Source organism: Streptomyces acidiscabies (assembly GCF_020010905.1).
GTDB lineage: Bacteria > Actinomycetota > Actinomycetes > Streptomycetales > Streptomycetaceae > Streptomyces > Streptomyces acidiscabies.
This window is the reverse complement of the sequence record NZ_JAGJBY010000002.1, coordinates 2,227,690-2,252,805: the sequence shown is the minus strand read 5'-3', so window position 1 is coordinate 2,252,805 and position 25,116 is coordinate 2,227,690. Positions and strand designations below refer to the sequence as shown.

The window sequence follows — 25,116 nt, the reverse complement described above, 5'->3', positions numbered from 1 at the left end:
CCGCGCGCGGGGGCTCACCAGTGGGAATGCGACACTGGCGGCCTCATGGCCGGATCACGACAGCGGCGGGGGGCGGCGTCAGACGGATCCCAGCGGCGGCGGGTGCGGTCGGGTCACCCCCCGGCGATAAACACCCCGGCGATAAACCCCACAGCAAGAAACCCCACAGCGGAAAGCGGAGGCAGGCACATGGACGAGGCACGCGCGCGCGAGGTGCTGGCCCTGGCGGAGTTGCCGGGCGCGCCGGACGCGCGGCTCCTCGCGCTCGGCGAGAACGCCGTGTTCGAGCTGGGCGACCTGGTCGTCAAGGTGGGCCGGGATGCCGAGTTGATCGAGCGGGCGCGCCGGGAGACGGCGATCGCCGCGTGGCTCGCGAAGGAGGGTGTCCCGGCGGTCCGCGCGGCCGAGTCGGAGCCGCTGCTGGTCGACGGCCACCCGGTGACCGTATGGCACCGCCTCCCGGACGCCGTACGCCCCGCCGAACCCGGCGACCTGGCCGGACTCCTCCGCCTCGTACACGCCCTCCCCGCACCCCCGTTCGCCCTCCCCCCGCGCGATCTGCTGTCCGGCGTGGAGCGCTGGCTGCGGCTGGCCGGTGCCGCGATCGACCCGGCGGACGCGGCGTACCTGCGGGAACGGCGCGACAGCTTCGCGGCGTCGGCGGCTGCTCTCACCCCTCACCTCCCGCCGGGCCCCATCCACGGCGACGCCCTCCCCCGCAACGTCCACATCGGCCCCGACGGTCCCGTCCTCGTCGACCTGGAGACCTTCTCCACCGACCTGCGCGAGCACGACCTGGTCGTGATGGCCCTCTCCCACGACCGCTACGCCCTGCCCACGCCCGCGTACGACGCCTTCACGGCCGCCTACGGCTGGGACGTCCGCACTTGGTCCGGCTGCGCGACCCTGCGGGGCGCCCGCGAGACCGCGAGCTGCGCCTGGGTGGCCCAGCACACCCCCACCAACCCCCAGGCCCTGACGGAGTTCACCCGCCGGGTCGCCTCCCTGCGCACGGGCGACGAATCGGTCCGCTGGTACCCGTTCTGACCGACCGCACCCCTCACGCCTCCTGCGGGACAACCTCCCGCACCGGCCACACCCCGTCCACCACCGCGTCCGCCTCCCCCTTCTTCCGCAGGAACGCCTGGAAGTCGGCGGCCCACTCCGCGTACCACCCGACCTGCCGCCGGTGCAGCTCCCCCACCCCGAGGTCGGCGACCTTGGCGTGCCGTCCGGCTATCGCGCGGGCCAGTCGCGCGGCGGCGAGCGCGTCGGCGGAGGCGTCGTGGGCGGTGTCGAGCCGTATCCCGTACTCCGCGCAGACGGCCTCCAGGTTGCGCTTGCCGCGCCGGTACCGGTCGACGTGCCGGTCGATCGTGTAGGGGTCGACGACGGGCGCGGGCTCCTCGCCGTCCAGCCGCTCGCGCAGGGACGGCAGTCCGTGCCGCTGAAGCTCCGCGGAGAGCAGCGTGAGGTCGAACGCGGCGTTGTAGGCGACGACGGGCACTCCGCCCCTCCAGGCACCCGCCAGCGCGTCGGCGACGGCGCCCACGACCTCGTCGGCCGGCCGGCCCTCCGCGCTCGCGCGCTCGTTGCTGATCCCGTGGACGGCGACCGCGTCCGCCGGGATCTCGACCCCCGGGTCGGCGAGCCACTCGCGGCTCCCGCGCACCTCCCCGCCCACGACCTCGATCACGGCCGCGGTGACGATGCGTGCCTCCCGCGGATCCGTCCCCGTCGTCTCCAGGTCGAACCCGATCATCAACTCCTGGTGCCAGGCCATGTCGGCCCCCCTTCTCGGTGGTGCTTTCCCCCAGTGGTCTCCACCCTGCCACGAGCCACTGACAATCGGAGGGCCGCCTTCCGCATCCCCCGCACCGAGCACCGGATTTCAGGACACAGGCCGCGAATCCGCCCAGGCCAGCTCGAACTCCTCGCGGTACGCCGGGAACAGCCCGCTCTCCTCCGCGTCCCCGACCTTGACGATCCGGTTGCCGCCGCGCAGCACGAGCACCGGCGCCTCCATCCCGCGCATGCCGCGCAGGTACGACTGGACGACGGCGATCCCGTCGGGGCCGTCCCCGTCGACGAGGTAGGCGGTGAAGCGGGGCGTCTCGTCGTACACCTGGATCTGGAAGGCCCCGGGGTCGCGCAGCCGGGAGCGCACCCGGCGCATGTGCAGGATGTTCATCTCGACGGCCCGGCTCAGCTCGCCGCGCTTGATGCCGAGTTCCCGCTCCCGGCGCTTGACGGCGCTGGAGGCGGGGTTGATGAACAGCAGCCGTACGCGCCCACCCCCTTCGGCGAGCCGCACGAGGCGGCGCCCGGAGAAGTTCTGCACGAGCAGGTTGAGGCCGATGCCGATGGCGTCGATCCGGCGCGCGCTCCCGAAGAGGTCCTCGGCGGGGAACTGCCGCATGAGCCGTACGCGGTCGGAGTGCACGGCGACGACGTCGGCGTACCGGTCGCCGACGAGGTCCTCGACGGCGTCGACGGGCAGCCGGCGCGCGGAGGGCACGTCGCCGCTCGTGCCGAGCATCTCCAGCAGGCGCGCGGAGGCGCGTTCGGCCTGGCTGAGGACGTTCCCGGACAGCGCGCGGTTGCGGGAGACGACGTTGCGGGTGACCTCCAGCTCGTCGAGGGCGAGTTCGACGTCGCGCCGTTCGTCGAAGTACGGCTCGAAGCAGGGCCAGTGCTGGACCATCAGCTCCCGCAGCTGCGGGAGCGTCAGGAACGAGATGACGTTGTCGTCGGCGGGGTCGAGGAGGTAGCCCTTGCGGCGGCTGACCTCGCGGACGGCGACCGCGCGCTGCACCCACTCCTGCCCGGCGGGCCCGGCCGCGGCGACGACCCAGTCGTCGCCGTGCACAGGCTCGTACACGGGCCGCAGGACCGCCGACACGACCGCGCGCAGGCGCTGTTCGACGAGGTTCAGCCAGATGTAGGCCCGGCCGGCACGCTGCGCGCGGGTGCGTACCTCGCGCCAGGCGTCCGCGTCCCAGTCCAGCTCCGGTCCGATGGCCCCCGCCGCGTCCATGGGTCTGGCCAGCGACACCGCGCCGGGCGGGGCGTCCACCGAGCCGCCCTCGTGACCCTCGTCACCAGGGGGCAGCTCCAGCCCTCCCGAGCCCACCCAAGCACCGCCTTCCGCTCCCCCGAGTCTCCCCGTCCCAACGATCAAGGAAGGGTACTCCGGGAGCGGTCGGCGGTGCAGCCGGATGGACAGGGTCGTTCGCGGCTGCCTCGAATCCATCGCCCTCCGGATGGGGAGGAAGTGAGCGGAGTCATCACGGTCGTCCGTCCGCGGGCGAGTTGGAGAACTGGACCGACCCCGGTTCACCATACGGTCGTACGGCCCACATGTCCGCGACAACCCTGGAAGAGTCGTCCCATGCAGGTCTGGCCTGGACAGGCGTATCCCCTGGGTGCCACGTACGACGGCGCCGGTACGAACTTCGCGCTCTTCACGGAGGCCGCGGACCGAGTGGAGCTGTGTCTGCTGCACGACGACGGCTCGGAGACGGCGGTGGAACTGCGCGAGAGCGACGCGTTCGTGCGGCACGCCTACCTGCCCGGGGTGATGCCCGGTCAGCGCTACGGCTTCCGCGTGCACGGCCCGTACGAGCCCGCGCGCGGGCTGCGCTGCAACTCGGCGAAGCTGCTCCTCGACCCGTACGCGCGCGCGGTCGCCGGTGCGGTGCGCTGGGGCGAGGAGGTGTACGGCCATCACTTCGACGCGCCGGAGAAGCGCAACGACCTGGACTCCGCGCCGCACATGATGACGTCGGTCGTGGTGAACCCGTACTTCGACTGGGGCGACGACCGGCCCCCGCGCGTGGACTACCACCACACGGTGATCTACGAGGCCCACGTGAAGGGCCTGACGATGCTGCACCCGGAGCTGCCGCCGGAGCTGCGGGGCACGTACGCGGGTCTCGCGCACCCGGCGGTGATCGGGCACCTGACGCGCCTGGGGGTGACCGCGCTGGAGCTGATGCCGGTGCACCAGTCGGTCAACGACCACCGGCTCGCCGACCTGGGCCTGAGCAACTACTGGGGCTACAACACGATCGGCTTCTTCGCGCCGCACAACGCGTACGCGTCCTGGGGCGACCGCGGGCAGCAGGTGCTGGAGTTCAAGTCGGCGGTGCGCGCGCTGCACGCGGCGGGCATCGAGGTCATCCTGGACGTCGTCTACAACCACACGGCCGAGGGCAACCACCTGGGGCCGACGCTGTCGTTCAGGGGCATCGACAACGAGAGCTACTACCGGCTGGCGGACGACCGCCGGTACTACACGGACACCACGGGGACGGGGAACTCGCTGCTGATGCGGTCCCCGCACGTCCTCCAGATGATCATGGATTCGCTGCGGTACTGGGTGACCGAGATGCACGTCGACGGGTTCCGTTTCGACCTCGCGGCGACCCTGGCGCGGCAGTTCCACGAGGTGGACCGGCTGTCGTCGTTCTTCGACCTGGTGCAGCAGGACCCGGTGGTCTCCCAGGTGAAGCTGATCGCGGAGCCCTGGGACGTCGGCGAGGGCGGCTACCAGGTGGGCAACTTCCCGCCGCTGTGGACCGAGTGGAACGGCAAGTACCGCGACACCGTACGGGACCTGTGGCGCGGTGAGCCGCGCACGCTCGCGGAGTTCGCGGGCCGGCTGACCGGCTCCTCCGACCTCTACCAGGACGACGGGCGCCGCCCGCTGGCCTCCGTCAACTTCGTGACCTGCCACGACGGTTTCACGCTGCGCGACCTCGTGTCGTACGACGAGAAGCACAACGAGGCCAACGCGGAGGGCAACCGGGACGGCGAGAGCCACAACCGGTCCTGGAACTGCGGGGCCGAGGGCGACACGGACGACCCCGAGGTGCTGCGCCTGCGCGCGCGCCAGACCCGCAACTTCATCGCGACCCTGATGCTCTCCCAGGGCGTGCCGATGCTCAGTCACGGCGACGAGTTCGGGCGCACCCAGGGCGGCAACAACAACGCGTACTGCCAGGACGGCGAGCTGTCCTGGGTGCACTGGCCGGACCCTGACGCGGACGGCCCGCAGGACGACGACCTGCTCGCCTTCACGCGCGCGCTGGTGTGGCTGCGCCGGGAGCATCCCGTCTTCCGGCGCCGGCGCTTCTTCCACGGCCGGCCCGTGGAGGGCACTCACGACGACCTCTCCGACATCGCCTGGTTCACCCCGGAGGGCCGCGAGATGACCGACCGGGACTGGACGTCGGCGACCGCTTCCGCGCTCACGGTGTTCCTCAACGGGCACGCCATCTCGGAGCCGGGCCCGCGCGGCGAGCGCATCACCGACGACTCGTTCCTCCTCATGTTCAACCCCTCCCCGACCCCGCTGGACTTCGTGGTCCCCGTGGACCACGGCCCCCGCTGGCACCTCACCGTCGACACCGCCCACCCCACTCCGCCGCCCGCAGGGAGCGGCCTCAAGGTGTCGGCGGGCGACCACCTGCACCTGCTCGACCGGAGCGTGGTGGTACTTCAACGTCCGGCGTAGCATGCGGGTTCCCCGGGTCCCGGTACAGAACCCCGCTCTCCCGGGTACCAACCCCTGCATGACCCCTCGACACCCCACAGCCACCTACCGGCTCCAGCTCCAGCCGGCGTTCACCTTCGCGGACGCGGCGCGGGCCGTTCCCTACCTGGCCTCCCTGGGGGTGTCGCACCTCCACCTGTCGCCGGTCCTGGAGGCGGTGCCGGGTTCGGCGCACGGCTACGACGTCGTCGACCCCGCGCGCGTACGGGGCGAGCTGGGCGGCGAGGAGGGGCTGAGGGCTCTGGCCGGCGCCGCGCGGGCGCACGGTCTCGGACTGGTCGCGGACGTCGTGCCGAACCACATGGCGCTGGCGCCCCGGCACAACCGCGCGCTGTGGGAGGTGCTGCGGGAGGGCCCGGCGTCCCCGTACGCGCGCTGGTTCGACGTCGACTGGGAGGTGCAGGGCGGCCGGATGCTCCTCCCGGTGCTCGGGGGCCCGGCGGGGGACGAGCTGGAGCGGCTGCGGGTCGAGGACGGGACGCTGCGGTACTACGACCACGTCCTCCCCCTGCGCGCGGGGACGGCCGGGCTGCCGCTGCCGGAGCTGCTGGACGCCCAGTGGTACCGGCCGGTGTGGTGGCGGCTGGCGCGCACGGAGCTGAACTACCGGCGGTTCTTCAGCATCTCGGAGCTGATCGGGGTCCGGGTGGAGGACCCGGAGGTCTTCGAGGCCACGCACGCCACCCTGCTGCGCCTCCTGGACGACGGTGTCCTGGACGGCCTGCGCGTGGACCACCCCGACGGCCTCGCCGACCCGGACGCCTACCTGGAGCGGCTGCACCGGGCGACGGGCGGGCGCTGGACGGTCGTCGAGAAGATCCTCTCGGCCGGTGAACACCTCCCCCGCTCCTGGCCGGTGGCCGGGACGACCGGCTACGACGCCCTGCGGCGCGTGGACGGCCTTTTCACGGACCCGGTGGGGTACTCCGGCCTCCTGGCCGCGTACGGCCGCCTGACGGGCGCTCAGGCCGATCAGGGCGGCGACTGGCCGGCGACCGTCCGGCGGGCCGCGTACACGACCCTCACCCACGAACTCGCCGCCGAGCTCGACCGCCTGACCCGCACGGCCGTCCGCGCCTGCGCCGCCTCCCCCGACCCCGCCGCCCGCGACCGCGCCCCCTGGACCCTGCGCACGGCGCTCACGGAACTCCTGGTCCGCATGGAGGTCTACCGCCCCTACCCCTCGGCCGACCCGGCGTCCGTCCTCACCGAGGAGGCTGCCCAACAGGCCCGCGCGGCGTTCACGGTCCCGCAGGAGGCGGGCGCGGTGGACGTCGTCCGGAACCTGCTCCTGGGCACCGACCCGCACGGCGCCGAGCTGCGCACCCGGTTCGCCCAGACCTCGTCCGCGCTGCGCGCCAAGTCCGTGGAGGACACGGCGTTCTACCGGTACGTGCCCCTGCTGTCGGCGACGGAGGTGGGCGGCGATCCCGGCGATCCCGCCGTGTCGCCGGACGCGTTCCACGCGTACTGCGCGCGCGTGCAGCGCGACTGGCCGACCGGCGGGACGGTCGTCTCGACGCACGACACGAAGCGCAGCGCCGACGTCCGCGCGGCGCTCGCGGTCCTGACCGAGTGCCCCGAGCGATGGGCCGGGCTGGTCGCCGGGCTCCCCGCGTTCGAGGACCCGCAGCTCGCGTGGGCGGCCTGGCAGACGGTCTTCGGCCTCGGCCCCGCCGACCCCGCGCGCCTGCGCGAGGCGCTGCTGAAGCACGTCCGGGAGGCGGGCCTGCGCACGAGCTGGACGGGGCGCGACGCGGCGTACGAGGAGGCGGTGGAGGCGTTCGCCGCAAAAGGCCCAGCGGGCGCGGAACGAGTGCTGGCCGCGCGCCGGGACCTCGCCCCGCACATCCGGGCGAACGTCCTCGCGACCGCCCTGGTGCACCTGACGATGCCGGGCGTGCCGGACGTCTACCAGGGCACCGAGAGCGAGTACCTGGCCCTGGTGGACCCCGACAACCGGCACCCCGCGCGCTTCCCGGCGCCGCTTCCCGACGACAAAGCCGCTTCCGACGAGAAGGCCGCCCTCACCGCCGCCGCCCTGCGCCTGCGCCGGCGCCGTCCCGAGGTGTTCGGCGCGTCGGCGACGTACACACCGTTGCCCGCGCGCGGGGAGGCGGCCGGTCACTGTCTGGCGTACGTGCGCTCCGGTGCGGTGGTCACCGCCGTGACGCGACTGTCGCTGCGGCTGGCCGAGGGAGGCGGCTGGCGGGGGACGGTGCTGCCGCTGCCGCCGGGGCGGTGGGCCGACGTCCTGGGGGACGGGCGGGTGTTCGAGGGGCACGCGCGCGTGGAGGACGTTTTCGGCCGTCTGCCGGTCGCCCTGCTGGAGTACGTCGGGGCGTGAACCGGGTCCGGGCAGGCGCGCGACGCCGGTCACGCGCCCGCGTACGCCCTGTTCCGCGCGCCCGGCGTGCGCGCCGACGCCGCACATCCGCCGCTGTCCTCCCTGCTGCCCTCCCGTACCACCGGCCTCCGGCGTCCTTGACAGCGTCTGGCGGGCGTGGGGTAGTGGGAGGGCGGAGCAGGACCTGTGACGGGGGTGAGTCTTGCCGGAGCCGCGCTATCCGACGTTGGCCGAACTGACCTCGTCCGCGCGCGCGTTGGCCGTGCGGCGGCCCGGGTTGTGCGGGATGCGGCAGGTGGGGGTCTCGCGCGCGGGACGGCCGCTGCACCTGTTGTCCGTCGGGCACGCGCGCCGGGCGGTGCTCGTCGTGGCGGGGGCGCACGCGAACGAGCCGACGGGCGGCCCCACGCTGCTGTCGCTGGCCGAACAGGTGCTGCGGGAGCGGCGGTTGCGCGCCGGGCGGTCGTGGCACTTCCTGGTGTGCGCGGACCCGGACGGCGCGAGCCTGCACAGCACGCCGGCGCCGCGCAGCCTGCTGGACTACCACCTGGGCTTCTTCCGCCCGGCCGGTCCCGAGCAGCCGGAGTGGTCGCCGGCCGCGCTGCCCGCGCACCGGCTGCCGCCCGAGACGCGCGCGCTGACCGGTGTGATCGACGAGCTGCGGCCCTACCTCCAGGTGTCGCTGCACGGCACCGACCTGGGCGGCAGCTGGGTGCAGCTGACGCGGGACATCCCGGGGCTCGCGGCGCCGTTCGCGCGGTCGGCGGCGCGCCTGCGGATCCCGGTGGAGACGGGCGCCTCGGACGCGGTGGGCTGGCCGGTGTCCGGGCCCGGCGTGCACGTGATGCCGGGGCCCGGGGCGGGCGCGGCGTACCCGAGCATGCCGGACGACGCGCGCAACAGCACCTGGTACCGCACGCACCGCTACGGCGGCCTCACGGCGGTCGTGGAGGTCCCGATGTGGGCGAGCGACCTGGTGGACGACCGCGCGCCCCACCCGGACCCTCCGGCGGCCCTCAGGCACCTGTCACGGCGGCTGCTGGACGAGGCGCGGATGGTCGAGGAGGTCCACCGGGAGGCGCTGCCCCGCCTGTACGGACCCGAGGGGCCCCTGCTGCGGGCCGCGCGCTGGGGTCTCGGCCTGGTGCCGGGTCTGGCCTCGGACTGGGCCCACACGCGCCCGGCGGACACCTCGCGCGCGTACGTCAGCAGTGTCGACGCGTTCGCCCGGCGGCTGCCGCTGCGGGCGGCGGCGATGCTCCTGCGGGTGTTGCGCGAGCACGACGACCGGGCGGTGCCCCGTCTTGAGCATCTGGTGCGCGTGTGGAGCGCCTCGTTCGCCGACCAGTTCCACGCGCGCTGGGTGCCGCTCCCCCACCAGGTGGAGCACCAGTCCCGCACGGTGGTGGCGGCGGCACTGCACGCGCGCGGGAGAGCGGCATAGGGGGCGTCAGTCGTCCAGGGCGAACACGGCGCCTGTCATGGCTCCCATCTCGCACTTGTTACCGAAGGTGTGCTCGTAGCGAACGGACCGCCCGTTCCACTGCCCACGCGCGGAGGCCTTGACGGGGGCGTAGACGAGGGTGCACATGACGTCCTGCGACGGGATGGCCCCGATGTCGCCGTGGGCCGTCCTGAGCTGTGCGCAGGCCTCGGCGGCGCGCGCGTGCCCCTGGGGGACGTCGTTGCACAGCAGGAGGGCGCCGCGCATGTCGCTGGAGTGGCCGTCGCCCTTGGTGACGCTGATCTGGAGCCAGTTGCCCGGCAGCGCGCTCTGGGCGGCCTGCGCGGGCGCGGTGAGGGCCGTGAGGGCCAGGGCGGCGGCGAGAACGAGGAAACGTGTCATGCCGTACGCATCGGCATCGGCGCCGCCTCACCCCACCCGGGTCACCCGAACGTGCGGCGGACGTCAGTCCGCCGCGAGGCGGTACTCCACGCGCCCGAAGGAGATCTGGTCGCCCTCCCGGACGATCGCGGCGCCGATGACGCGCCGGCCGTTGACGGTGGTCCCGTTGGTGGAGCCGAGGTCGCGCAGCACCCACATGCCGCCCTGGTTGCTCAGTTCGGCGTGCACGCGCGAGACCGTCTCGTGGGTCAGGCGCAGCCCGTTGGCGGGGTCGCGGCCGATCCGCAGGGGGTGCCCGGCGCCGGGGAGGGGCAGCAGGAGCTTGGGGAGCCGCTCGGCGCGCCAGGCGTTGCGCAGCCGGACCGTGAACCCGGAGACCGCCTCGACGCTGCCGAACACCATGCGCGAGAGGCGCTTCTCGCGGGGCAGGTCGGCGGTGAGGGCGGCGAGTTCGTCGGAGCGGCGCGCGGAGAGCGCGAGTTCCATGCGGCGGATGAACGTGTCGTGGGACAGGCGCCCCATGGCGACGCCGTCCCGCAGCACCTTCAGCGCCTTGTCGCGCTCCACGTCGGAGAGCCGCGCGGGGTACGTGTTGAACTCGAAGGACGACGTCACGCTGGTGATTGTCTTTCAGTAGCCCCCGGGTGTCCAGAAAACCGGAGAACGGCGCCCCGTGCGCGCGTACTTGACGGGTTCCCGCCCCGGTGGCGGCGTTCGCGGGGCGGACCGGCCGTCCATGGCCCACGATGGACGGGCCACCGACGAAGGGGAACCGTCCGTGCAGTTCGAGGTGTGGGCACCGCAGGCGTCCCGTGTGACGCTCCACGGCGACGGCATCACGCGCGCGCTGGAGCGCGATCCGCAGCGCGCGGGCTGGTGGAGGGGCGACGCCGAGGCGTCCGACGGCACGCGGTACGGCTTCGCGGTGGACGACGGTCCCGTGCTGCCCGACCCGCGCTCGCGCCGTCAGCCGGACGGCCCCGACGGGCTGAGCGCGGTCGTCGACCAGGGCGCGTACGCGTGGCGCGTGCCGTGGGCGGGGCGTCCGTTGCAGGGGGCCGTGCTGTACGAGCTGCACGTCGGCACGTACACCCCCGAGGGCACCCTGGACGCGGCGGCGGACCGCCTCGGCCACCTCGCCGCGCTGGGCGTCACGCACGTCGAGCTGATGCCCCTGTGCCCGTTTCCCGGCACGAACGGCTGGGGGTACGAGGGCGTGTCCCTGTGGGCCGTGCACGAGCCGTACGGCGGCCCTGAGGCCCTCAAGCGGTTCGTGGACCGGGCGCACGCTCTCGGCCTCGGGGTGGTCCTGGACGTCGTGCACAACCACCTGGGGCCCTCGGGGAACCACCTGCCCGCGTTCGGGCCGTACTTCACGGACACGCACCACACCCCCTGGGGTGCCGCCGTCAACCTGGACGCGGCCGGGTCCGACGAGGTCAGATCGTTTCTGCTGGGCAGCGCGCTGGCGTGGCTGCGGGACTTCCGGCTGGACGGGCTGCGGCTGGACGCGGTGCACGCGCTGCGGGACACGCGCGCGTACCCGTTCCTGGAGGAGCTGTCGGCGGCCGTGGACGCGCTCGCCGCCGAGACCGGCCGGCCGCTGTTCCTGATCGCCGAGTCCGATCTGAACGACCCCCGGGTGATCTCCCCGCGCGAGCGCGGGGGCCTCGGGCTGCACGCGCAGTGGAACGACGACTTCCATCACGCGCTGCACTGTGCGCTGACGGGTGAGGCGCAGGGGTACTACGCCGACTTCGCGCGCGCCCCGCTGGCGGCGGTGGCGAAGACCCTGACGGACGGTTTCTTCCACGACGGGACGTACTCCTCGTTCCGGGGGCGCCGGCACGGGCGTCCCCTGGACCGGTCCCGGACGGCCGCGCACCGGCTGCTGGGCTACAGCCAGACCCACGACCAGATCGGCAACCGCGCGCAGGGCGACCGCCTCTCGGCGTCCCTCCCGCCGGGCCTCCTCGCGTGCGCGGCGGCGCTGACGCTCACGGGGCCGTTCACGCCGATGCTGTTCATGGGCGAGGAGTGGGCCGCCTCGACGCCCTGGCAGTTCTTCACCGACCACACCGACCCGGACCTCGCGGAGGCCGTACGGCGGGGCAGGCGGCGGGAGTTCGCGGCGCACGGCTGGGCCGAGGAGGACGTCCCCGACCCGCAGTCCCCGGCCACCCGGGACCGCTCCTGCCTGGACTGGGCAGAGGCGGAACGCGAACCCCACGCGCGCGTGCTGGCCTGGTACCGGACCCTGATCACCCTGCGCCACACCCACCCCGACCTCACGGACCCCGACCTCGCCGACCTGCGGGTGGCGTACGACGAGGGCGCCCGCTGGCTGGCGTTCCGCCGGGGCGACATCCGCGTGGCGGTCAACCTCGCCCCGACCCCGGCGAGCGTCCCCCTGGGCCCCCGCCCGGCCCGCGTGCTGGCCGCCTGGGAGCCCGTGGAGCCGCCGGGGGCCGACGGGGTGCTCCGGGTGCCCGGAGAGGCCTGTGCGGTCCTGGAGCAGGACTGAGGGCGGTACCGGCCGGAGCCCGGACGGACTACTCGTCGTCGTCCTCCCGCAGCTCCGTCACCCGCTCCAGCAGGATCGCCTCCCACGCCCGCTTCAGCCGCGTGCGCGCCGGCGGCAGGGCGGACGGCGGGCCGTCGAGGCGGTCCGCGAGCTGGACGACGCTCTCGCAGCGGGCCAGCCACAGGCCGCGCAGGCAGGGGCGGGGGCCGTAGCCGGCGAGGGTGGCCGCGCGGACGGCGGCGCCGGAGCCGACGGCGAGGACGAGCCCGGCGATGTCCTCGGCGGGGTCGCCGAGGACGGCGGCGGTCCAGTCGAGGACGCCGCGCACCCGTCCGTCGGCGCTCACCACGAGGTGCTCGCCGCGCAGCCGGTGGTGGACGAGGACGGCGGTCCCGGGCTGCGAGGCGAGCTGCGCCGCGCCGGGCGGGGTGAGCTGGGCCAGCCGGGCCGCGTCGAACTCGTCGGCCCCCGCGAGGCGTTCGGCGGCCTGGACGGCCATCCGGCGCTGCGCCTCCAGGGAGCGCGGGGCGGCGCGCGGCACGCCGAGCGACTCGGCCTGCCGGGTGGTGACCTCGCGCAGTCCGCCGAGCAGCCCGGCGAGGTCGGCCTCGCCGACGGCCGACACGTCGTGCTCCTCGGCGGTGCCGCCGGGCACCAGCGTGTCGAGGGTGTACGTCAGTCCGGGCGCCCACTCGCCGTGCGCGACGCTGGTCGGCACGGCGACCGGCACGTGCGGGCGGACGGCGTCGCGCAGGCGCAGTTCGCGGCGCTGGCGGACGGTGGCGTCCCGGTCGGGGGCGAGGCGCAGGACGTGGCGGGTGCCGACCCACCACGTGGAGTGCCCCTCGCCCCCGGTGACCGGGCGCACGCCCGGGTCGCCGTTCTTGAGGAGGCTGTGGGCCAGTCGGCGGACGGTGTCCGCGGTGGGGGTGGGTGCCTGGGTCATCGTCGCGCCGTCACAGGTCGGTGAGGTGGGGAGGTGCTCCTTGCGGGGTGCTCAGCTCACTATGACCATCTCGCGCGCGGTGCGGTTCAGCCGGCGCCCGCCGTCCTCGGTGACCGTCACGATGTCCTCGATCCGCACCCCGAACCGCCCCGGCAGGTAGATCCCGGGCTCCACGGAGAAGCACATGCCGGGCACGAGGGCCTGCCGCTCGCCCTCGATCATGTACGGCGGTTCGTGGGTCGTGACCCCGATGCCGTGCCCGGTGCGGTGGATGAAGTACTCGCCGTACCCGGCGTCGGCGATCACCGCGCGGGCGGCCCGGTCGACGTCCTGGCAGGCGGCGCCGGGGCGCACCGCGCGGAACCCGGCCTCCTGCGCCTCGCGCACGATGTCGTGGACCCGGCGCTCCTCCTCGGTGGGCTCGCCGACGTGCACGGTCCGGGTCGTGTCGGAGCCGTAGCCATCCTTGAGGCCGCCGAAGTCGAGGACGACCATGTCGCCGTCCTCGATGACCCGCTCGCCCATCTCGTGGTGCGGGTTGGCGCCGTTCGGACCGGAGCCGACGATCGTGAAGTCGACCTGCTGGTGGCCGTGTTCGCGCAGCAGGCGCGCGAGGTCGGCGCCGACCTCGGACTCCCGGCGCCCGGCGAAGCGCACCGCGCGGATGCCCTCGAACGCGGCGTCGGCAGCGGCGCCGGCCGCCGCCATCAGCTCCAGTTCGGCCGCGTCCTTGACGGCCCGCAGCATCGGCAGCGCCTCCGTGAGGGCCGCGTACGCCGTGCCGGGCAGCGTCTTCTGGAGGGCCAGCAGGTGCAGCGCCCACGCGTTGTCGCTGACCCCGAAGCGTCCGCGCGGGTCGAGGAGGGCGGCCGTCGCGGCGTACGGGTCCTTGCCGTCGGTCCAGTCCCGGAAGGTCAGCGCGGGCGCGCCGGGCGCCTGCGCGGCGTCGGGTGCCTCCAGCGCGGGGACGACGAGGACGGGGTCCTGTCCGGGCGCGAGGACCAGCAGGGTGAGCCGCTCCGTCTCGGCGGTCGGGGCGTAGCCGGTGAGCCAGACGAGGTCGGGGCCCGGGGCGACGAGGAGGCCCGCGAGTCCGGCGTCGGCGGCGGAGCGGGCCGCACGCTCCATGCGGGCGCGGTAGTCCTCGGCGGTGAAGGGTGCGGTGGCGGTCATCCGGGCCTCCGGGCGGGTCAGGGGCTACGGGCAGCATCCTGCCCGTGCGGCGGGGGCCGCGCGAGCCGGTTCGCCACCCGTCGCACCAGGGACGGGGTGCTGCGCGGCTACGGCCCATCGTCGCGTATCCCGGGGCCCGGAAGCGGAAGTTTTCCACAGCCCCCTACGACTTGTCCGCTGATCATCCACTATTACCGGTGTGACCGACTCGTCCGGCGGGACCGGGCTCACACCACCACCCCGGGCACCACCGCCAGCTGCTGGTACCCCCCGCCCCGGTGCAGCACCGTCAGCTTGACCTCCTTCCCCGGCTCCGCCTTCCCCACCGCCCGTACGAGGTCGGCCGCCGAGTCGATCCGGGTCGTGCCGAACGTCAGCAGCACGTCCCCGCGCACGAGCCCCGCCGTGTAGCCGGGCCCGGGGACGTGGACGGCGACGATCGCGGCGCCCGCCTTCTGCGCGTCGACCACCTCCACCCCGAGCGCCGCACGCGCGGGCGGTGCCGAAGGGGCCGGGGAGGGCGCCACCGGCACGGGCACGTGCGTGCCGGGAGCCGCCTTCGTCCCCGCGTGCGCGCGGGTCGCCAGCTTCTGCATCTCGGCCAGCTTGCTCATGCCGATCACCGTCGCCCCGACCGTGCCGAGCCCGACGCCGGCCAGGACGAGGACCGTCGCGGCGAAGAACCCGAGCAGCAGGGTCGTGATCCGCCGCCCCCGCCGCCGCGCGGCATGCGGACGCCGTACGGTCCCGCCCCGTTCACCGCCTCCGGGCTCCCGTCCGGGCATCGGCTTGGGCCGCAACGCAGTCTGTTCCATGGCGATCGCCTCCGGCAGGTGCTCTACCCGGCCCACCGTCCCCCGACGTGCCACGAACGAGTGAGACTGACTGTCGGTCAAGGGAGGTACAGTCGCCCCCGCGCGTGCGCCCCCTCACCCCAGCGCCCCCACCAACTCCTCCGCCGCCCCCGACAACACCCCCGCGTACACACACTCCACCCGATGCACCACCCGAGGCCCCGTAAGCGTGACCGTGAACGTTCCCGGCGCCCCCTCCCCCGCCGAGCGCGGCAGCAGCGTCAGCCCGTGCCCCGCCGCCACCAGGGCCGTCAGCGCGCGGACGTCGGTCCCCTCGTACCGCAGCGCGCCCCGGAAGCCGTGCCCCCCGTTGGCCGCGCGCAGGTGCGCCAGCGGCAGCCCCGTGTCCGGCGCGTCGATCCAGCGCGCGTCCGCGAGGTCGGCGAGCCGCAGCCCGGGGCGTCCGGCGAGGGGGTGGGACTCGGGAAGCAGTACCCCCGCCGGCTCCTCGGAGACGCCGTGCGTCGCCAGGGGGGCCACGTCGGGCAGGCGCAGCGGGTCGCTGGGGGCCGCCAGGCCGTCCACGAGGCCGACGTCGGCGGCGCCGGTGGCGACGGCCGCGGGGACGGCCTCGCGGGCCAGGACGCGCACCGTGACGCCGACGGGCGGGAGCGCGGCCAGGACGCGGGCGCCGAGCGCGGTCGGGGAGGCGGCGAGGGTCAGTCCGTACGCGGGCGCGGCGGCGATGCGGGCGACGTCCGCGCGGGCCGCGTCCAGGCGCAGGAGGAGGGGTTTCGCGTGTTCGAGGAGGCGGTCCCCGGCCGGTGTGGGGGTGACGGGGCGGCGGGTCAGCAGGGGTGCGCCCAGGTCCTGTTCGAGCGCGGCGATGTGCTGCGAGACGGCCGACTGCGTGTAGCCCAGTTCGCGGGCGGCCTCGGAGAACGAGGCGAGGCGGGCGACGGCGACGAAGGTGCGCAGGAGGTGGGGGTCCATGCCGTCAGGGTGTCATCAGTTCTGCTTATCGAGGGTCCAGGAATCATCGTTGGACATGAACTCGGGCCGGGACCAGGATCGTCGGCATGACAGCACGCATCGCTCTGGTCGGTGACCGTTCCCCGCACGTCGTCTCGCACACCCGTATCCCGCTCCTGCTGGAGGCGCTCGCCGTACGGGACCGGCTGGTCCTGGACGCCTACTGGATCCCCACCGAGGACGCGGCGCGGGAGGGCGCCGTACGCGGGTTCGACGCGGTGTGGGTCGTGCCGGGGAGCCCGTACCGCAGTGAGGAGGGCGCGGTGGCGGCGATCCGGCACGCGCGCGTGGCGGGCGTGCCGTTCCTCGGGACGTGCGGCGGGTTCCAGCACGCGCTGCTGGAGTTCGCGCGGGGCGCGGCGGGGCTGCCGGACGCGGCGCACGCGGAGAACGACCCCGGCGCCGAGGAGCCGATGCTGGCGCCCCTCGCCTGCTCGCTGGAGGGGCACGAGGACACCGTGCTGCTGGAACCGGGTTCGCTCGCCCACACCGTGATCGGCGCGGAGCGCACGGTGGAGCGCTACTCCTGCCGGTACGGGCTGGCCCGCCACGAGGACGCCCTGACCGCGCACGGCCTGCGTTTCTCGGGGCGGGACGCGGCGGGCGAGCCCCGGGTGGCCGAACTCCCCGGCCACCCGTTCTTCCTGGCGACGCTGTTCCAGCCGGAGCTGTCGGGCGACGGCTCGCGCCCGCACCCGGTGGTCAGGGCGCTGGCGCGGGCCGCCGTGGACCGTGCCGCACGCGCGCGTACGGCTCAGCCCGTGTGACCTCCGTGTCCCCCGTGCCCGCCTCCGCCGTGGTCGAACTTCAGCGCCTCCGGCGGCAGCACGACGAAGGGCCGCATCATGCCCATGTCCTCGTGCTCCAGGAAGTGGCAGTGGTACATGAACCGCCCGTACGCGCCGTCGAACGTGCCCATGACCCGCAGCCCCTGTCCGCCGAGCGCGCGGAAGACGTCCTTGTACCCCTGTTCGTTGGCCGGGATCGGCACCACGTCCGGCTTCAGGGCGATCGGGGTGGCCGTGCCGCCGATCTCGGGCCGGAAGCCCGACACGTCGTACACGTCCCGCCCCATGATCTGGAAGTCGGCGAGGTGGATGTGCATCGGGTGGGCGAACCCGGCGAGGTTGAGGAACGTCCACTGCTCGTAGGAGCCTTCGGCGACGGTGAAGCCCAGGCCGTCGTTGAAGGTGCGGGAGATGCGCCGGTACGTCTTCGGCGTGCCGTCGGCGCCCGCGATCTGGATGATGCCGTCGGCCGGGAGCTGGAGGCCGTCCGCGTTCTCCAGGGGCAGCATCTCCCAGATCTCCGGGTGCCCGCCGCCGCCCTTGGTGCCGGGCGGGGTGAGGACGATCATCCGGTGCTCGTGCGGCGTGTCGTGGCCGATGCGGCGGAAGGAGCCGGAGAGCACCTCGGGGAGTTCGAAGGTGTCCGGTTCGCACGCCTCGCCGACGCGCAGCTGCATGACGTCGGGGTAGCGCACGTCGCCCGCCGGGTCGGGCACGCCGGGGGCCTGGTTGGGGCCCTTGTTGACCAGCCGCAGGGTGCGGCCTTCGAGTCCGCGCAGGTCGAAGAGGAGGTCGAAGCGCTCGGCCGGGGCGGCGATCAGCGCAGGCATCGCCGCGTCGAAGTCGATCGGCACGGGGCGCGGCAGGAGCCCGCCGTCGCTGCCGATCTGGTGGACGACGCCGGGCACCGGGAGGTCGTCCTCGTCGAGCAGGACGAGGTTGTAGATGCGCCCGTTCGACGCGTTGACCAGGCGGAAGCGGTACCAGCCGGCCTCGACGTCCGCGTACGGCCAGATGCGGCCGTTGACCGTGGAGTACGGGCCGGTGAACGGGATCGAGACGGGTTTGCCGGTCTCGGGGCTGATGCCGACGATCTGCGTCTTGTGCAGCAGGCGGCCGTTGAGTCGGCCGTCCTCGTCGGTGTCGAGGTTGCGGTCGGCGAGCAGCAGCGGGAGTTCGCGCTCGCCCGCGGGGAGCCCGAGGGCGTCCTCCTCGTCGTCGCGGACCAGGTACGTGCCGTACAGGCCCGTCATCACGTTCCACCGCGTGATGTTCATGGCGTGGTCGTGGTACCACCACTGGACGGCCTGGTGGTCGTTCGGGTACTCGGAGAGCTGGGCGTCGCCGAAGCCCACCGCGTTGTCGGCCCAGCCGTCGTTGCCGCCGCCGGTCTGCGCGCCGTGCAGGTGGGTCACCGACCAGGCGGGCAGGGCGGCGACGTCCTTGTTCGGCTCGACGCCCTCGCGGCCCGGGTCGGTCGTCGTCCCCGGGCGCTGGACCTCGACGGAGGTGACGGGGTACTCGCTGCCCTCGGGGATGCGGTTGGTCCACGCGATGCGTACGCGCCGGCCCCGGCGCACCTCGATGGTCGGGCCCGGCACCACGCCGTCGTAGCCCCACATCAGGGTCGGCGGCAGTTGCGGGTGCAGGCGCACCCACGCGGGGCGCAGGGCGATCTCGGTCTCGTGTGTGACGTCCCCCTGCGCGGGGCGCAGTACCGGTGGGACGGTCAGCGGTGCGGCGTACGGCGTCAGCTCCTGGGCTGCCGCCGCCGTCACTTCGTTCTCGGTCGTCTTCTCAACGGTGTCGGTCATGAGGCACTACCCCCGTAGTGAGTCGGTTCGGACGTTCCCCTCACCCCAGAAGACTCCGTATGCCTCCCCAAGGTTCAGTGAATGTCCTATTCCGCAAGAGAAAGTCCTGAAAACACCGTGTTCATCTGCTGACCGACGGCCACCGGCGCCCGGTCGGGGAGGAACCCGTGCGCGCGCGTGGCGAGGTGTTCCGGCTTGTAGCGGTCGACCTGGCGGTGCCAGTTGAGGACGCCGGCCATCCAGTGGCGCAGGTCGGCGACGTAGGCGTCCATCCCCGCGCGCGCGTCGGACGACAGGTCGAAGTCGTCGTACAGGACGGGCAGTTCGTGCGCGACGATGTGCTCAAACTGCTCCATGCGCTGGTTGATGAGGTCGGCCACGATCCGTACGCCCGTGGGGTAGTCGCAGCCGAAGAAGTTCTGGACGACGAGGATCGCGTTGTGCACCTCGCCCTCGTACTCGATCTCCTTCTGGTACGAGAAGACGTCGTTGAGGAGCGCGCCGTAGTCGATGGCGGCGTTCTCCAGCGAGCGCACGGGCCCGCTGGCGTAGACCTCGGGGGGCACGGCGGGGCCGAGGCCCAGGCGGCACATGCTGAGGGTGAGGTCGGAGCCGAAGGTGGCGCGGCGCATCTCCAGGTAGTCGACGGGGTCGGGGACGCGGTTCTGGAGCTGGTTGGCGAGCTCCCAGAGCCAGCTCTCGGTCATCTTGTCGACGCTCGCCCTGAAGGCGCGCCGCTCGTCCGGGGTCATGTCGGCCGTGGTGTCCGCCCACAGGTCGGCCAGGCCGCGCTCCATGCCGCTCACGGGCACCGGGGGCGTCTCGTCGTCCTCCACCGGCATGCAGGCGCTCAGGCGCGCGGTGGCCACGCGCGCGCCCGCGAAGTCGCCGCGCCGGCCGAAGACGAGGGGGTAGTAGTCGTCTGCGTACGTGCCCCAGGCGAGCCAGCGCGAGCTGAGGTCCAGTTCGCGCGCGTCCGCGTCGGGGTCGATGCCGGCGGAGCACAGCGGGAGGTCAGCGGCGCGCAGCCGGTCCTCGTCCCAGACGCCCTCGTCCAGCATGCCGGTCGCGTGCATCCAGGGGACGAGCCGCTGCCGGGCGCCCTCCAGGTGGGGGCTCAGCCGCACCTCGTACGGCATCCGCAGCTCGGGCAGCAGGGACGGGCCGACCTTCTGGAACGGCACGTGCGTGTACGCGCGCAGGCGCTCGGCGGCGGCCGACGCGAGGAGCCCGGCGACGCCCGCGGCGGACGTTCCCGGGCCCGTCAGGCGCTCCCAGGGGTTCGCCTGGCGGGCGTTCTTGTTCATGTAGCGGCTGGAGCGCATGTGCCACTCCTGGCCGCCGGACTGCCAGTCCTGGAGGCCCTTGGTGTACGCGCCGATCGCGGCCACCTCGTCGGGCCGCAGGCCCTTCTCCAGGGCGACGGCGGGGACCTCGGTGAACGCGGTGTGCTCGAACTGGTGCAGGCGCGAGGTCAGGATGTCGTTGACGGTGTCGGCGGCCTCCTGCGTCGTGCAGCCGAAGAACGTCTCCAGGACGAGGACGCCGTTGCTGTTCTCGCCCTCGTCGAGGACCTCGCGCTCGTACGAGAACAGGTCGTTGCGCAGGTGCACGGCGTCCGAGAAGGTCTCCATCAGCACCCTCAGCGGGCGCGTGCCGGCGACGGCGCCGGGCACCTCGGCGGTCGCGTACTCGACGAGCCCCGCCGACCAGGGCGCGCCGCCGACCTTGCGGCGCATCTCGATGTACTCGACGGGGTTGGCGATGCGGCCCTCGTCGATGTTGGACAGCTCCCACATCGACTCGTTGAGCAGGTGCTCGGTGGCGGTCGCGAACCGGCGCCGCCAGTCCTCGGACATCGCCGGGACCGTGCGCGCCCACAGGTCCGCGAGCCCCGCCTCCACCGGGTTGAGCGGCTCCGGCACGGGCGTCGACAGGTCGAGCGGCATGAACAGCGGCAGCCGGTCCAGGTGGGCCTTGCCGGCGGCGCGGTCGGGGGTGCGCTTGTACATGTCGAGGAAGTGGTCGTCGAAGAAGAACACCCACACGTACCAGTCGGTGATCAGCGACAGCGCGTCCGCGTCGCAGTCGGGGTGCGTGTACGCGCACAGCAGCCCGTAGTCGTGCGCGTCCAGGTCGGCCTGCTCCCAGATGCCCGATCCCTCCAGCATGCCCATCTCGCGCGCCCACGCGGTGGAGTGCGCGCGGGCCTGTTCGACGTGCGGGTTCAGCCGCGCGGGGTGCGGCATGTAGAAGTGCGGGAGTTCGAACGGCTGCGTCATGGCCGGGCCTTACCCACGCCTCCCGGGGCGCATCCGTACGGCCGCACATGATCACACCATCGCGTGAATTCGGCCCGAACGGTTGCGCGAGCGCCGGAGTGCGGACTCACGCAGGGAGCGCGCGGAGCGCCGTACGCCCCCTGCCTTCGGACCCGTACGCCCTCTTGCCGCCACCCCCTCCCGCCCCGCACCGTGACCCCATGACGACCCCCTTCACGCTCCCCCACGAACTGCACGGCGACGGCGCCCACAAGGTGTTCGCGGTGCACGGCTGGCTCGCCGACCGCACGGCGTACGCGCCTGTCCTGCCCGACCTCGACCGGTCGGCGTTCCAGTACGCGCTGGTCGACCTGCGCGGGTACGGCGCGGCGCGCGACGCGGGCGGCGCGTTCACGACCGCCGAGGCCGCCGCCGACCTGGTGGAGCTGGCCGACCGGCTCGGCTGGGCGCGCTTCTCGGTCGTCGGGCACTCGATGGGCGGCGCGATCGGACAACGGCTGCTGGCCCAAGTCCCGGACCGGGTACGGCGGTTGGTGGGCGTGTCGCCGGTGCCCGCGGCGGGGCTCGACCTGCCGCCGGAGCAGTGGACGCTGTTCGCCGAGGCCGACCGGCGCCCCGAGAACCGGCGGGCGATCCTCGACGTGACGACCGGCGGCGCGCGCCCCGCCGCCTGGCTGGACCGGATGGTCGCCCGCTCCCTCGCGGTGAGCGACGCGAAGGCGTTCCGCGCCTGGCTCGACTCCTGGGCCCGCGAGGACTTCCACGCGGACACGGAGGGCTCGCCGGTGCCGTCCCTCGCGGTGACGGGCGCCCTGGACCCGGCGCTGTCGGCGGAGTTGATGCGGGCGACGTGGCTGGAGTGGTACCCGAACGCCGAGTTGTACGAGCTGGCGTCGGCGGGTCATTACGCCATGGACGAGACGCCGTTGGAGCTGATCCGGGTGGTGGAGGACTTCCTGAGGACGGACGGCTGACCGCTCACCGCACCTGGATCAGCGCCCGCGTCCCACCAATTCGCCACTCCTGGGCCTCAGTTGCCGTCAACGCCGCCTCGGTCTCGGCCGAAAGCCCCGTGATCACATCGGACTTGAGGGTCCTGAGCGCCGCGACCGCCCCCGGGAAGTACGCGGTGACGTCCGCGAACGGCGTCGTCGGCGGCCACATCCGGTCCCCCACCAGGCGCCGGTAGTTGAGGTCCCCCTTGAGGATCGTCACCGAGGCCCCCGCGAAGTCGGCACGCAGGTCGTCCGGCATCTCCGCGTACCCCAGCGGCGAGGCGGAGAAGGGGTGCGCGCGCACGACGAGGGTCCCGTCGGACAGCGCGGCCCACACCCGCCGTCCGCACGCACCGGCGACACCGGGAGCCGCCACCAACGTCCGTACGGCGTCCAGGACATCGGCGTAGGTCGCGTCGGAGACGTAGTACGGGTACGGCTTGACGTGCAGCACCGCCCGCCCGATCTGACGCTCCGTCAGCAGGTGGTCCAGGAACAGCAGGTCGGGGACGAGTTCGCGTCCCGCGTTGTCGGCGACCAGGCAGACGCTCGCCGCGTCCTTCAGCGCCGCCCACAGCGCGTCGCTGTCGTCGGCGACCAACGCCGGTACGGCGGCGCGCTCTTCGGCGCCGGCGTCGGAGAGGCGGAAGCCGAGGTCGGCGCGGTTGCCCCAGAGGGAGCCGTGCAGCAGGGCCCGGCCGCGCTCGTCCTCGGACAGGGCGGTCAGGGCGTCGAGGGCGGCCAACTCCTCGGCGGTCTCCGGGGAGTCGAGTTCCGCCAGCTTGAACGGGCGGAAGGGGTCGACGCCTTGGCCGGGGCCTGGGGTGAAGTAGCCGACGGCTTCGAGGAGTTGCCGGTAGAAGTAGCTCTCCGACCAGAGCCACGGCACGTCGTACCAGGAGGTGCCGAGCAGGGCGTCGAGCCCCCAGGCGCGCCAGCGGTCGAGGTCGTGCGCGTCAGAGGGGAGCGGCTCCAGGACACCCTCCGTACAGGTGACCGACAGCGCGTCGAGGGCGCGGGTCACCGTGGGGTCGTACGGGAACGCCTCGCGCACCTGGCGGATGATCGCGGGGTGCCGTTCGGCGAGGACGGAGCGGCGGAAGGAGCCGGGTTCGTCGCCGAGGAGCACCGGCGGGGCGGGGGTGTGGGGCATGCGGATCACCGTATCGCGCGGATCGGCCCCGTCAGAGCCTGTGTCGCATCCCCGGTCGGATCAGCGCACGTCGTCTGGTGCGTGCGATCGCAAGGCGCCGGAGCGCCCGCGTGGCGGAGCCACGTGGGCGTTTCGGCAACGCGGCTGGGGGTCCCCCCTGCTCGCAGAGCTTGGGGGAGTGCGTGCCAGGCGGCGGGCGCCCGGCCGGGGATGTGACACAGGCTCTGAGCTTGAAATTTAACCTTTGTTAGCTTTCATCCTGTTTCGTTCGGTGATGCTCTCGGGGCGTCTGGTCGTTTTGCCCACGTCGTGACGGGTGGCCGGGTGTCGGTTCTTCGAGCCAACTGGCCTTCCTGGTCCTGGCGTTGAGGGTTTCGGTGCGCGGGCCGGGCAGTGCAGGTGCGGGCGGAGGTTGCGAAACCCCCGGCGGACGCGGGCCGGGGTGAGCCGGGACGGCGCGACTGGCTTCTCCCAGGGGCGGCGGAGGTCGGCGGCGGCCTCGCGCAGGAGCCGGAGCTGAGTGTGGGCGGCGATCACGATCCAGGTCCAGCGGTCTGCGGCCTGGGGAGTCCGTAGTTTCGGGCGGGTCCAGCCGAGTGTCTGCTTGATCATCCGGAAGGTGTGTTCCAGGTCGAAGCGGCGAAGGAACACCTGCCAGCGCAGGTCAACGTCCGCGCCGGTCATGCCGGTCTTCGAGGACCACAGCCAGACCGGGAGGGGGTCCTGGCCGCCGGGCAGGTGGTCGACGGAGAGACGGATCTGGGTGCCCTCGATGACGGGGAGTTCGCCGGTGTGGTCGATCCAGGCGGAGCGGGTGGTCAGCTTGGGGTGGAGACGGTCCCAGGCCATGGCCATCGCGGTGCCGTAGCGGTCGGTGACCTGCACCGTCTCCGCGTCGGGCTCGCCCCAGGTCTCGGGCTTGGCGAAGCGGAACTCCTTGCCGTGCTTCGGCGGCCTCCCGCCCTGGGGATAGGTCTGGGCGTACTCCTTGAGGGACGGGGTCGGGTGGCGCATCACCCGGTCCGTGCGCATCCGCCCCAGCACTTCGACCGGCAGGCCGGCCAGGAGGTAAGCCATGCGCGGGGCGTCGTAGCCGGCGTCGAAGACGATGAGGATGTCGGGGTCCTCCGGCTCCCACTGGCCGCCCTCGATCAGGCCGGTCACGACGCGGCGGACCTGGGCGGCGGTGACCTCGGCCACATCGTCGTCCGGGCCGAGACGGAGTGCGTCCAGCAGCTGGCACCACGAGGTGCGACCGGTCTCCAGCGCGGCGACGAACGAATACGGCCAGCCGGGAACGAACTGATCGCTGGAGCGTCCCGAGCGTCCGTAGACGTGACAGAACAGCCGCTCCGGACAGCACGGCGCGTCCGGCCGCAGCCAGTGCGTCACGTCGACCGCCAGGACGAGGCGGTTGTCGGCGGCCTTGGGCTGCGGCAGGATCGCCAGCGCCCGGCGCAGCCCGGCTTCGTCGATGTTTCCGCTGTTCAGCGCGTCGTAGAGGGCGCCGTGCCCGCGCCGGTGCTCGGCCAGGAGCGTGAGGCCGACCGGTGACGTGACGGGCCCGTTCTCGCAGAGCATCGCGTCCGCGAGCTCGAACAGGGTGTCACCGCGTCGGGTCAGGCACGCGTAGAAGTCTTCCCGGAAGTGTGACGTGAAGTCGAACGCCTCACGCCGGGCACCGTCGTCGAGCACACTCACCCCTGCGGCCTTCGTATGAATCTGTTTCCTTGGCGGAACGCAGGATCATGCGAAGGCCGTCCGCCTGTCCGGCGAATCCACAGGTGAGTGACCTCGTACGACGCGCTGTTCGAGGCCAGAGGTTAAAGAACAAGCTGAGGCCCCCCGCGCCATGCCCCACACGG

Annotated in this window: 19 protein-coding genes; 7 read left to right on the top strand and 12 right to left on the bottom strand. The window is 73.4% G+C overall.

All coding sequences use genetic code 11. The features are described from left to right. Window positions 1-189: 189 nt before the first annotated feature. Window positions 190-1,047, top strand: coding sequence for a phosphotransferase enzyme family protein (locus J8M50_RS36880; protein ID WP_010350965.1), 858 nt, complete (start codon window positions 190-192; stop codon window positions 1,045-1,047). A gap of 13 nt (window positions 1,048-1,060) precedes the next feature. Here the strand turns inward: J8M50_RS36880 and J8M50_RS36875 are convergent, their stop codons facing one another. After that, entirely contained in the window at window positions 1,061-1,783 is a 723-nt protein-coding gene (locus J8M50_RS36875) for a 3'-5' exonuclease (protein WP_010350963.1), read from the bottom strand. Window positions 1,784-1,891: 108 nt separating this feature from the next. After that, entirely contained in the window at window positions 1,892-3,133 is a 1,242-nt protein-coding gene (locus J8M50_RS36870; RefSeq protein WP_010350962.1) for a DUF5919 domain-containing protein, read from the bottom strand. A 258-nt stretch (window positions 3,134-3,391) separates the two neighbouring features. On the opposite strand from J8M50_RS36870, the gene glgX reads away from it, so the two are divergent. From glgX to J8M50_RS36855, 3 genes are all read left to right on the top strand, one after another. After that, on the top strand, window positions 3,392-5,518 hold the full coding sequence (gene glgX, locus J8M50_RS36865; protein ID WP_010350961.1) for a glycogen debranching protein GlgX: 2,127 nt from the start codon (window positions 3,392-3,394) through the stop codon (window positions 5,516-5,518). A 58-nt stretch (window positions 5,519-5,576) separates the two neighbouring features. Continuing rightward, entirely contained in the window at window positions 5,577-7,904 is a 2,328-nt protein-coding gene (treY, locus tag J8M50_RS36860) for a malto-oligosyltrehalose synthase (protein WP_010350960.1), read from the top strand. Window positions 7,905-8,106: 202 nt separating this feature from the next. Further along, the gene (locus J8M50_RS36855; RefSeq protein WP_010350958.1) at window positions 8,107-9,348 is read left to right on the top strand and encodes a M14 family zinc carboxypeptidase; all 1,242 of its coding nucleotides are present in this window, start codon (window positions 8,107-8,109) and stop codon (window positions 9,346-9,348) included. 6 nt (window positions 9,349-9,354) lie between these two features. Here the strand turns inward: J8M50_RS36855 and J8M50_RS36850 are convergent, their stop codons facing one another. Continuing rightward, window positions 9,355-9,750 (bottom strand): SSI family serine proteinase inhibitor, encoded by a 396-nt coding sequence (locus tag J8M50_RS36850; RefSeq protein ID WP_010350957.1) that lies wholly within the window; start codon window positions 9,748-9,750, stop codon window positions 9,355-9,357. A 63-nt stretch (window positions 9,751-9,813) separates the two neighbouring features. Continuing rightward, window positions 9,814-10,365 carry an FHA domain-containing protein gene (locus J8M50_RS36845; RefSeq protein ID WP_010350955.1) on the bottom strand — a complete coding sequence of 184 codons (552 nt, stop codon included), beginning with the start codon at window positions 10,363-10,365 and terminating at the stop codon, window positions 9,814-9,816. Between the two features lie 163 nt (window positions 10,366-10,528). Between J8M50_RS36845 and treZ the strand changes: the two genes are divergently transcribed. Further along, a complete protein-coding gene (gene treZ, locus J8M50_RS36840; RefSeq protein WP_010350954.1) occupies window positions 10,529-12,274 on the top strand; it encodes a malto-oligosyltrehalose trehalohydrolase in 1,746 nt (581 codons plus the stop codon). A 28-nt stretch (window positions 12,275-12,302) separates the two neighbouring features. Here treZ and J8M50_RS36835 read toward each other — a convergent pair whose 3' ends face one another. The 4 genes from J8M50_RS36835 to J8M50_RS36820 form a co-directional block, all read right to left on the bottom strand. Then, the gene (locus J8M50_RS36835; protein ID WP_059045084.1) at window positions 12,303-13,220 is read right to left on the bottom strand and encodes a phosphotransferase family protein; all 918 of its coding nucleotides are present in this window, start codon (window positions 13,218-13,220) and stop codon (window positions 12,303-12,305) included. 51 nt (window positions 13,221-13,271) lie between these two features. After that, a complete protein-coding gene (locus tag J8M50_RS36830; RefSeq protein ID WP_010360994.1) occupies window positions 13,272-14,393 on the bottom strand; it encodes an aminopeptidase P family protein in 1,122 nt (373 codons plus the stop codon). 227 nt (window positions 14,394-14,620) lie between these two features. Then, the gene (locus tag J8M50_RS36825; RefSeq protein WP_010360993.1) at window positions 14,621-15,208 is read right to left on the bottom strand and encodes a PDZ domain-containing protein; all 588 of its coding nucleotides are present in this window, start codon (window positions 15,206-15,208) and stop codon (window positions 14,621-14,623) included. Between the two features lie 114 nt (window positions 15,209-15,322). Then, window positions 15,323-16,180, bottom strand: a complete 858-nt coding sequence (locus J8M50_RS36820) for a LysR family transcriptional regulator (RefSeq protein WP_010360992.1) — start codon at window positions 16,178-16,180, stop codon at window positions 15,323-15,325. An 86-nt stretch (window positions 16,181-16,266) separates the two neighbouring features. Here J8M50_RS36820 and J8M50_RS36815 point away from each other — a divergent pair, with 86 nt between their 5' ends. Then, window positions 16,267-16,986 (top strand): CTP synthase C-terminal region-related (seleno)protein, encoded by a 720-nt coding sequence (locus J8M50_RS36815; protein ID WP_010360991.1) that lies wholly within the window; start codon window positions 16,267-16,269, stop codon window positions 16,984-16,986. On the opposite strand, the gene phsA is transcribed toward J8M50_RS36815, so the two are convergent. Next, window positions 16,974-18,821, bottom strand: coding sequence for an O-aminophenol oxidase PhsA (gene phsA, locus J8M50_RS36810; RefSeq protein WP_010360990.1), 1,848 nt, complete (start codon window positions 18,819-18,821; stop codon window positions 16,974-16,976). The genes J8M50_RS36815 and phsA overlap by 13 nt on opposite strands. 86 nt (window positions 18,822-18,907) lie before the next feature. Continuing rightward, window positions 18,908-21,103: a germacradienol/geosmin synthase Cyc2 gene (gene cyc2, locus J8M50_RS36805; RefSeq protein WP_010360989.1), complete on the bottom strand. Its 2,196-nt coding sequence runs from the start codon at window positions 21,101-21,103 to the stop codon at window positions 18,908-18,910. A 200-nt stretch (window positions 21,104-21,303) separates the two neighbouring features. Between cyc2 and J8M50_RS36800 the strand changes: the two genes are divergently transcribed. Further along, entirely contained in the window at window positions 21,304-22,077 is a 774-nt protein-coding gene (locus J8M50_RS36800; protein WP_010360988.1) for an alpha/beta fold hydrolase, read from the top strand. A 4-nt stretch (window positions 22,078-22,081) separates the two neighbouring features. Here J8M50_RS36800 and J8M50_RS36795 read toward each other — a convergent pair whose 3' ends face one another. Both J8M50_RS36795 and J8M50_RS36790 read right to left on the bottom strand, forming a co-directional pair. Next, the gene (locus J8M50_RS36795; RefSeq protein WP_010360987.1) at window positions 22,082-23,251 is read right to left on the bottom strand and encodes a damage-control phosphatase ARMT1 family protein; all 1,170 of its coding nucleotides are present in this window, start codon (window positions 23,249-23,251) and stop codon (window positions 22,082-22,084) included. Between the two features lie 237 nt (window positions 23,252-23,488). Then, window positions 23,489-24,946 (bottom strand): NF041680 family putative transposase, encoded by a 1,458-nt coding sequence (locus tag J8M50_RS36790; RefSeq protein ID WP_010353223.1) that lies wholly within the window; start codon window positions 24,944-24,946, stop codon window positions 23,489-23,491. Window positions 24,947-25,116 lie beyond the last annotated feature (170 nt).

Excerpts from the sequence above, each read along its gene's own strand:
- J8M50_RS36880 (WP_010350965.1), top strand. The coding sequence starts at position 190 with ATGGACGAGGCACGCGCGCGCGAGGTGCTGGCCCTGGCGGAGTTGCCG.
- J8M50_RS36795 (WP_010360987.1), bottom strand. The coding sequence starts at position 23,251 with ATGCCCCACACCCCCGCCCCGCCGGTGCTCCTCGGCGACGAACCCGGC.
- J8M50_RS36850 (WP_010350957.1), bottom strand. The coding sequence starts at position 9,750 with ATGACACGTTTCCTCGTTCTCGCCGCCGCCCTGGCCCTCACGGCCCTC.
- J8M50_RS36825 (WP_010360993.1), bottom strand. The coding sequence starts at position 15,208 with ATGGAACAGACTGCGTTGCGGCCCAAGCCGATGCCCGGACGGGAGCCC.
- glgX (WP_010350961.1), top strand. The coding sequence starts at position 3,392 with ATGCAGGTCTGGCCTGGACAGGCGTATCCCCTGGGTGCCACGTACGAC.
- J8M50_RS36800 (WP_010360988.1), top strand. The coding sequence starts at position 21,304 with ATGACGACCCCCTTCACGCTCCCCCACGAACTGCACGGCGACGGCGCC.
- J8M50_RS36875 (WP_010350963.1), bottom strand. The coding sequence starts at position 1,783 with ATGGCCTGGCACCAGGAGTTGATGATCGGGTTCGACCTGGAGACGACG.
- J8M50_RS36830 (WP_010360994.1), bottom strand. The coding sequence starts at position 14,393 with ATGACCGCCACCGCACCCTTCACCGCCGAGGACTACCGCGCCCGCATG.
- phsA (WP_010360990.1), bottom strand. The coding sequence starts at position 18,821 with ATGACCGACACCGTTGAGAAGACGACCGAGAACGAAGTGACGGCGGCG.
- cyc2 (WP_010360989.1), bottom strand. The coding sequence starts at position 21,103 with ATGACGCAGCCGTTCGAACTCCCGCACTTCTACATGCCGCACCCCGCG.
- J8M50_RS36820 (WP_010360992.1), bottom strand. The coding sequence starts at position 16,180 with ATGGACCCCCACCTCCTGCGCACCTTCGTCGCCGTCGCCCGCCTCGCC.
- treY (WP_010350960.1), top strand. The coding sequence starts at position 5,577 with ATGACCCCTCGACACCCCACAGCCACCTACCGGCTCCAGCTCCAGCCG.
- J8M50_RS36815 (WP_010360991.1), top strand. The coding sequence starts at position 16,267 with ATGACAGCACGCATCGCTCTGGTCGGTGACCGTTCCCCGCACGTCGTC.
- J8M50_RS36835 (WP_059045084.1), bottom strand. The coding sequence starts at position 13,220 with ATGACCCAGGCACCCACCCCCACCGCGGACACCGTCCGCCGACTGGCC.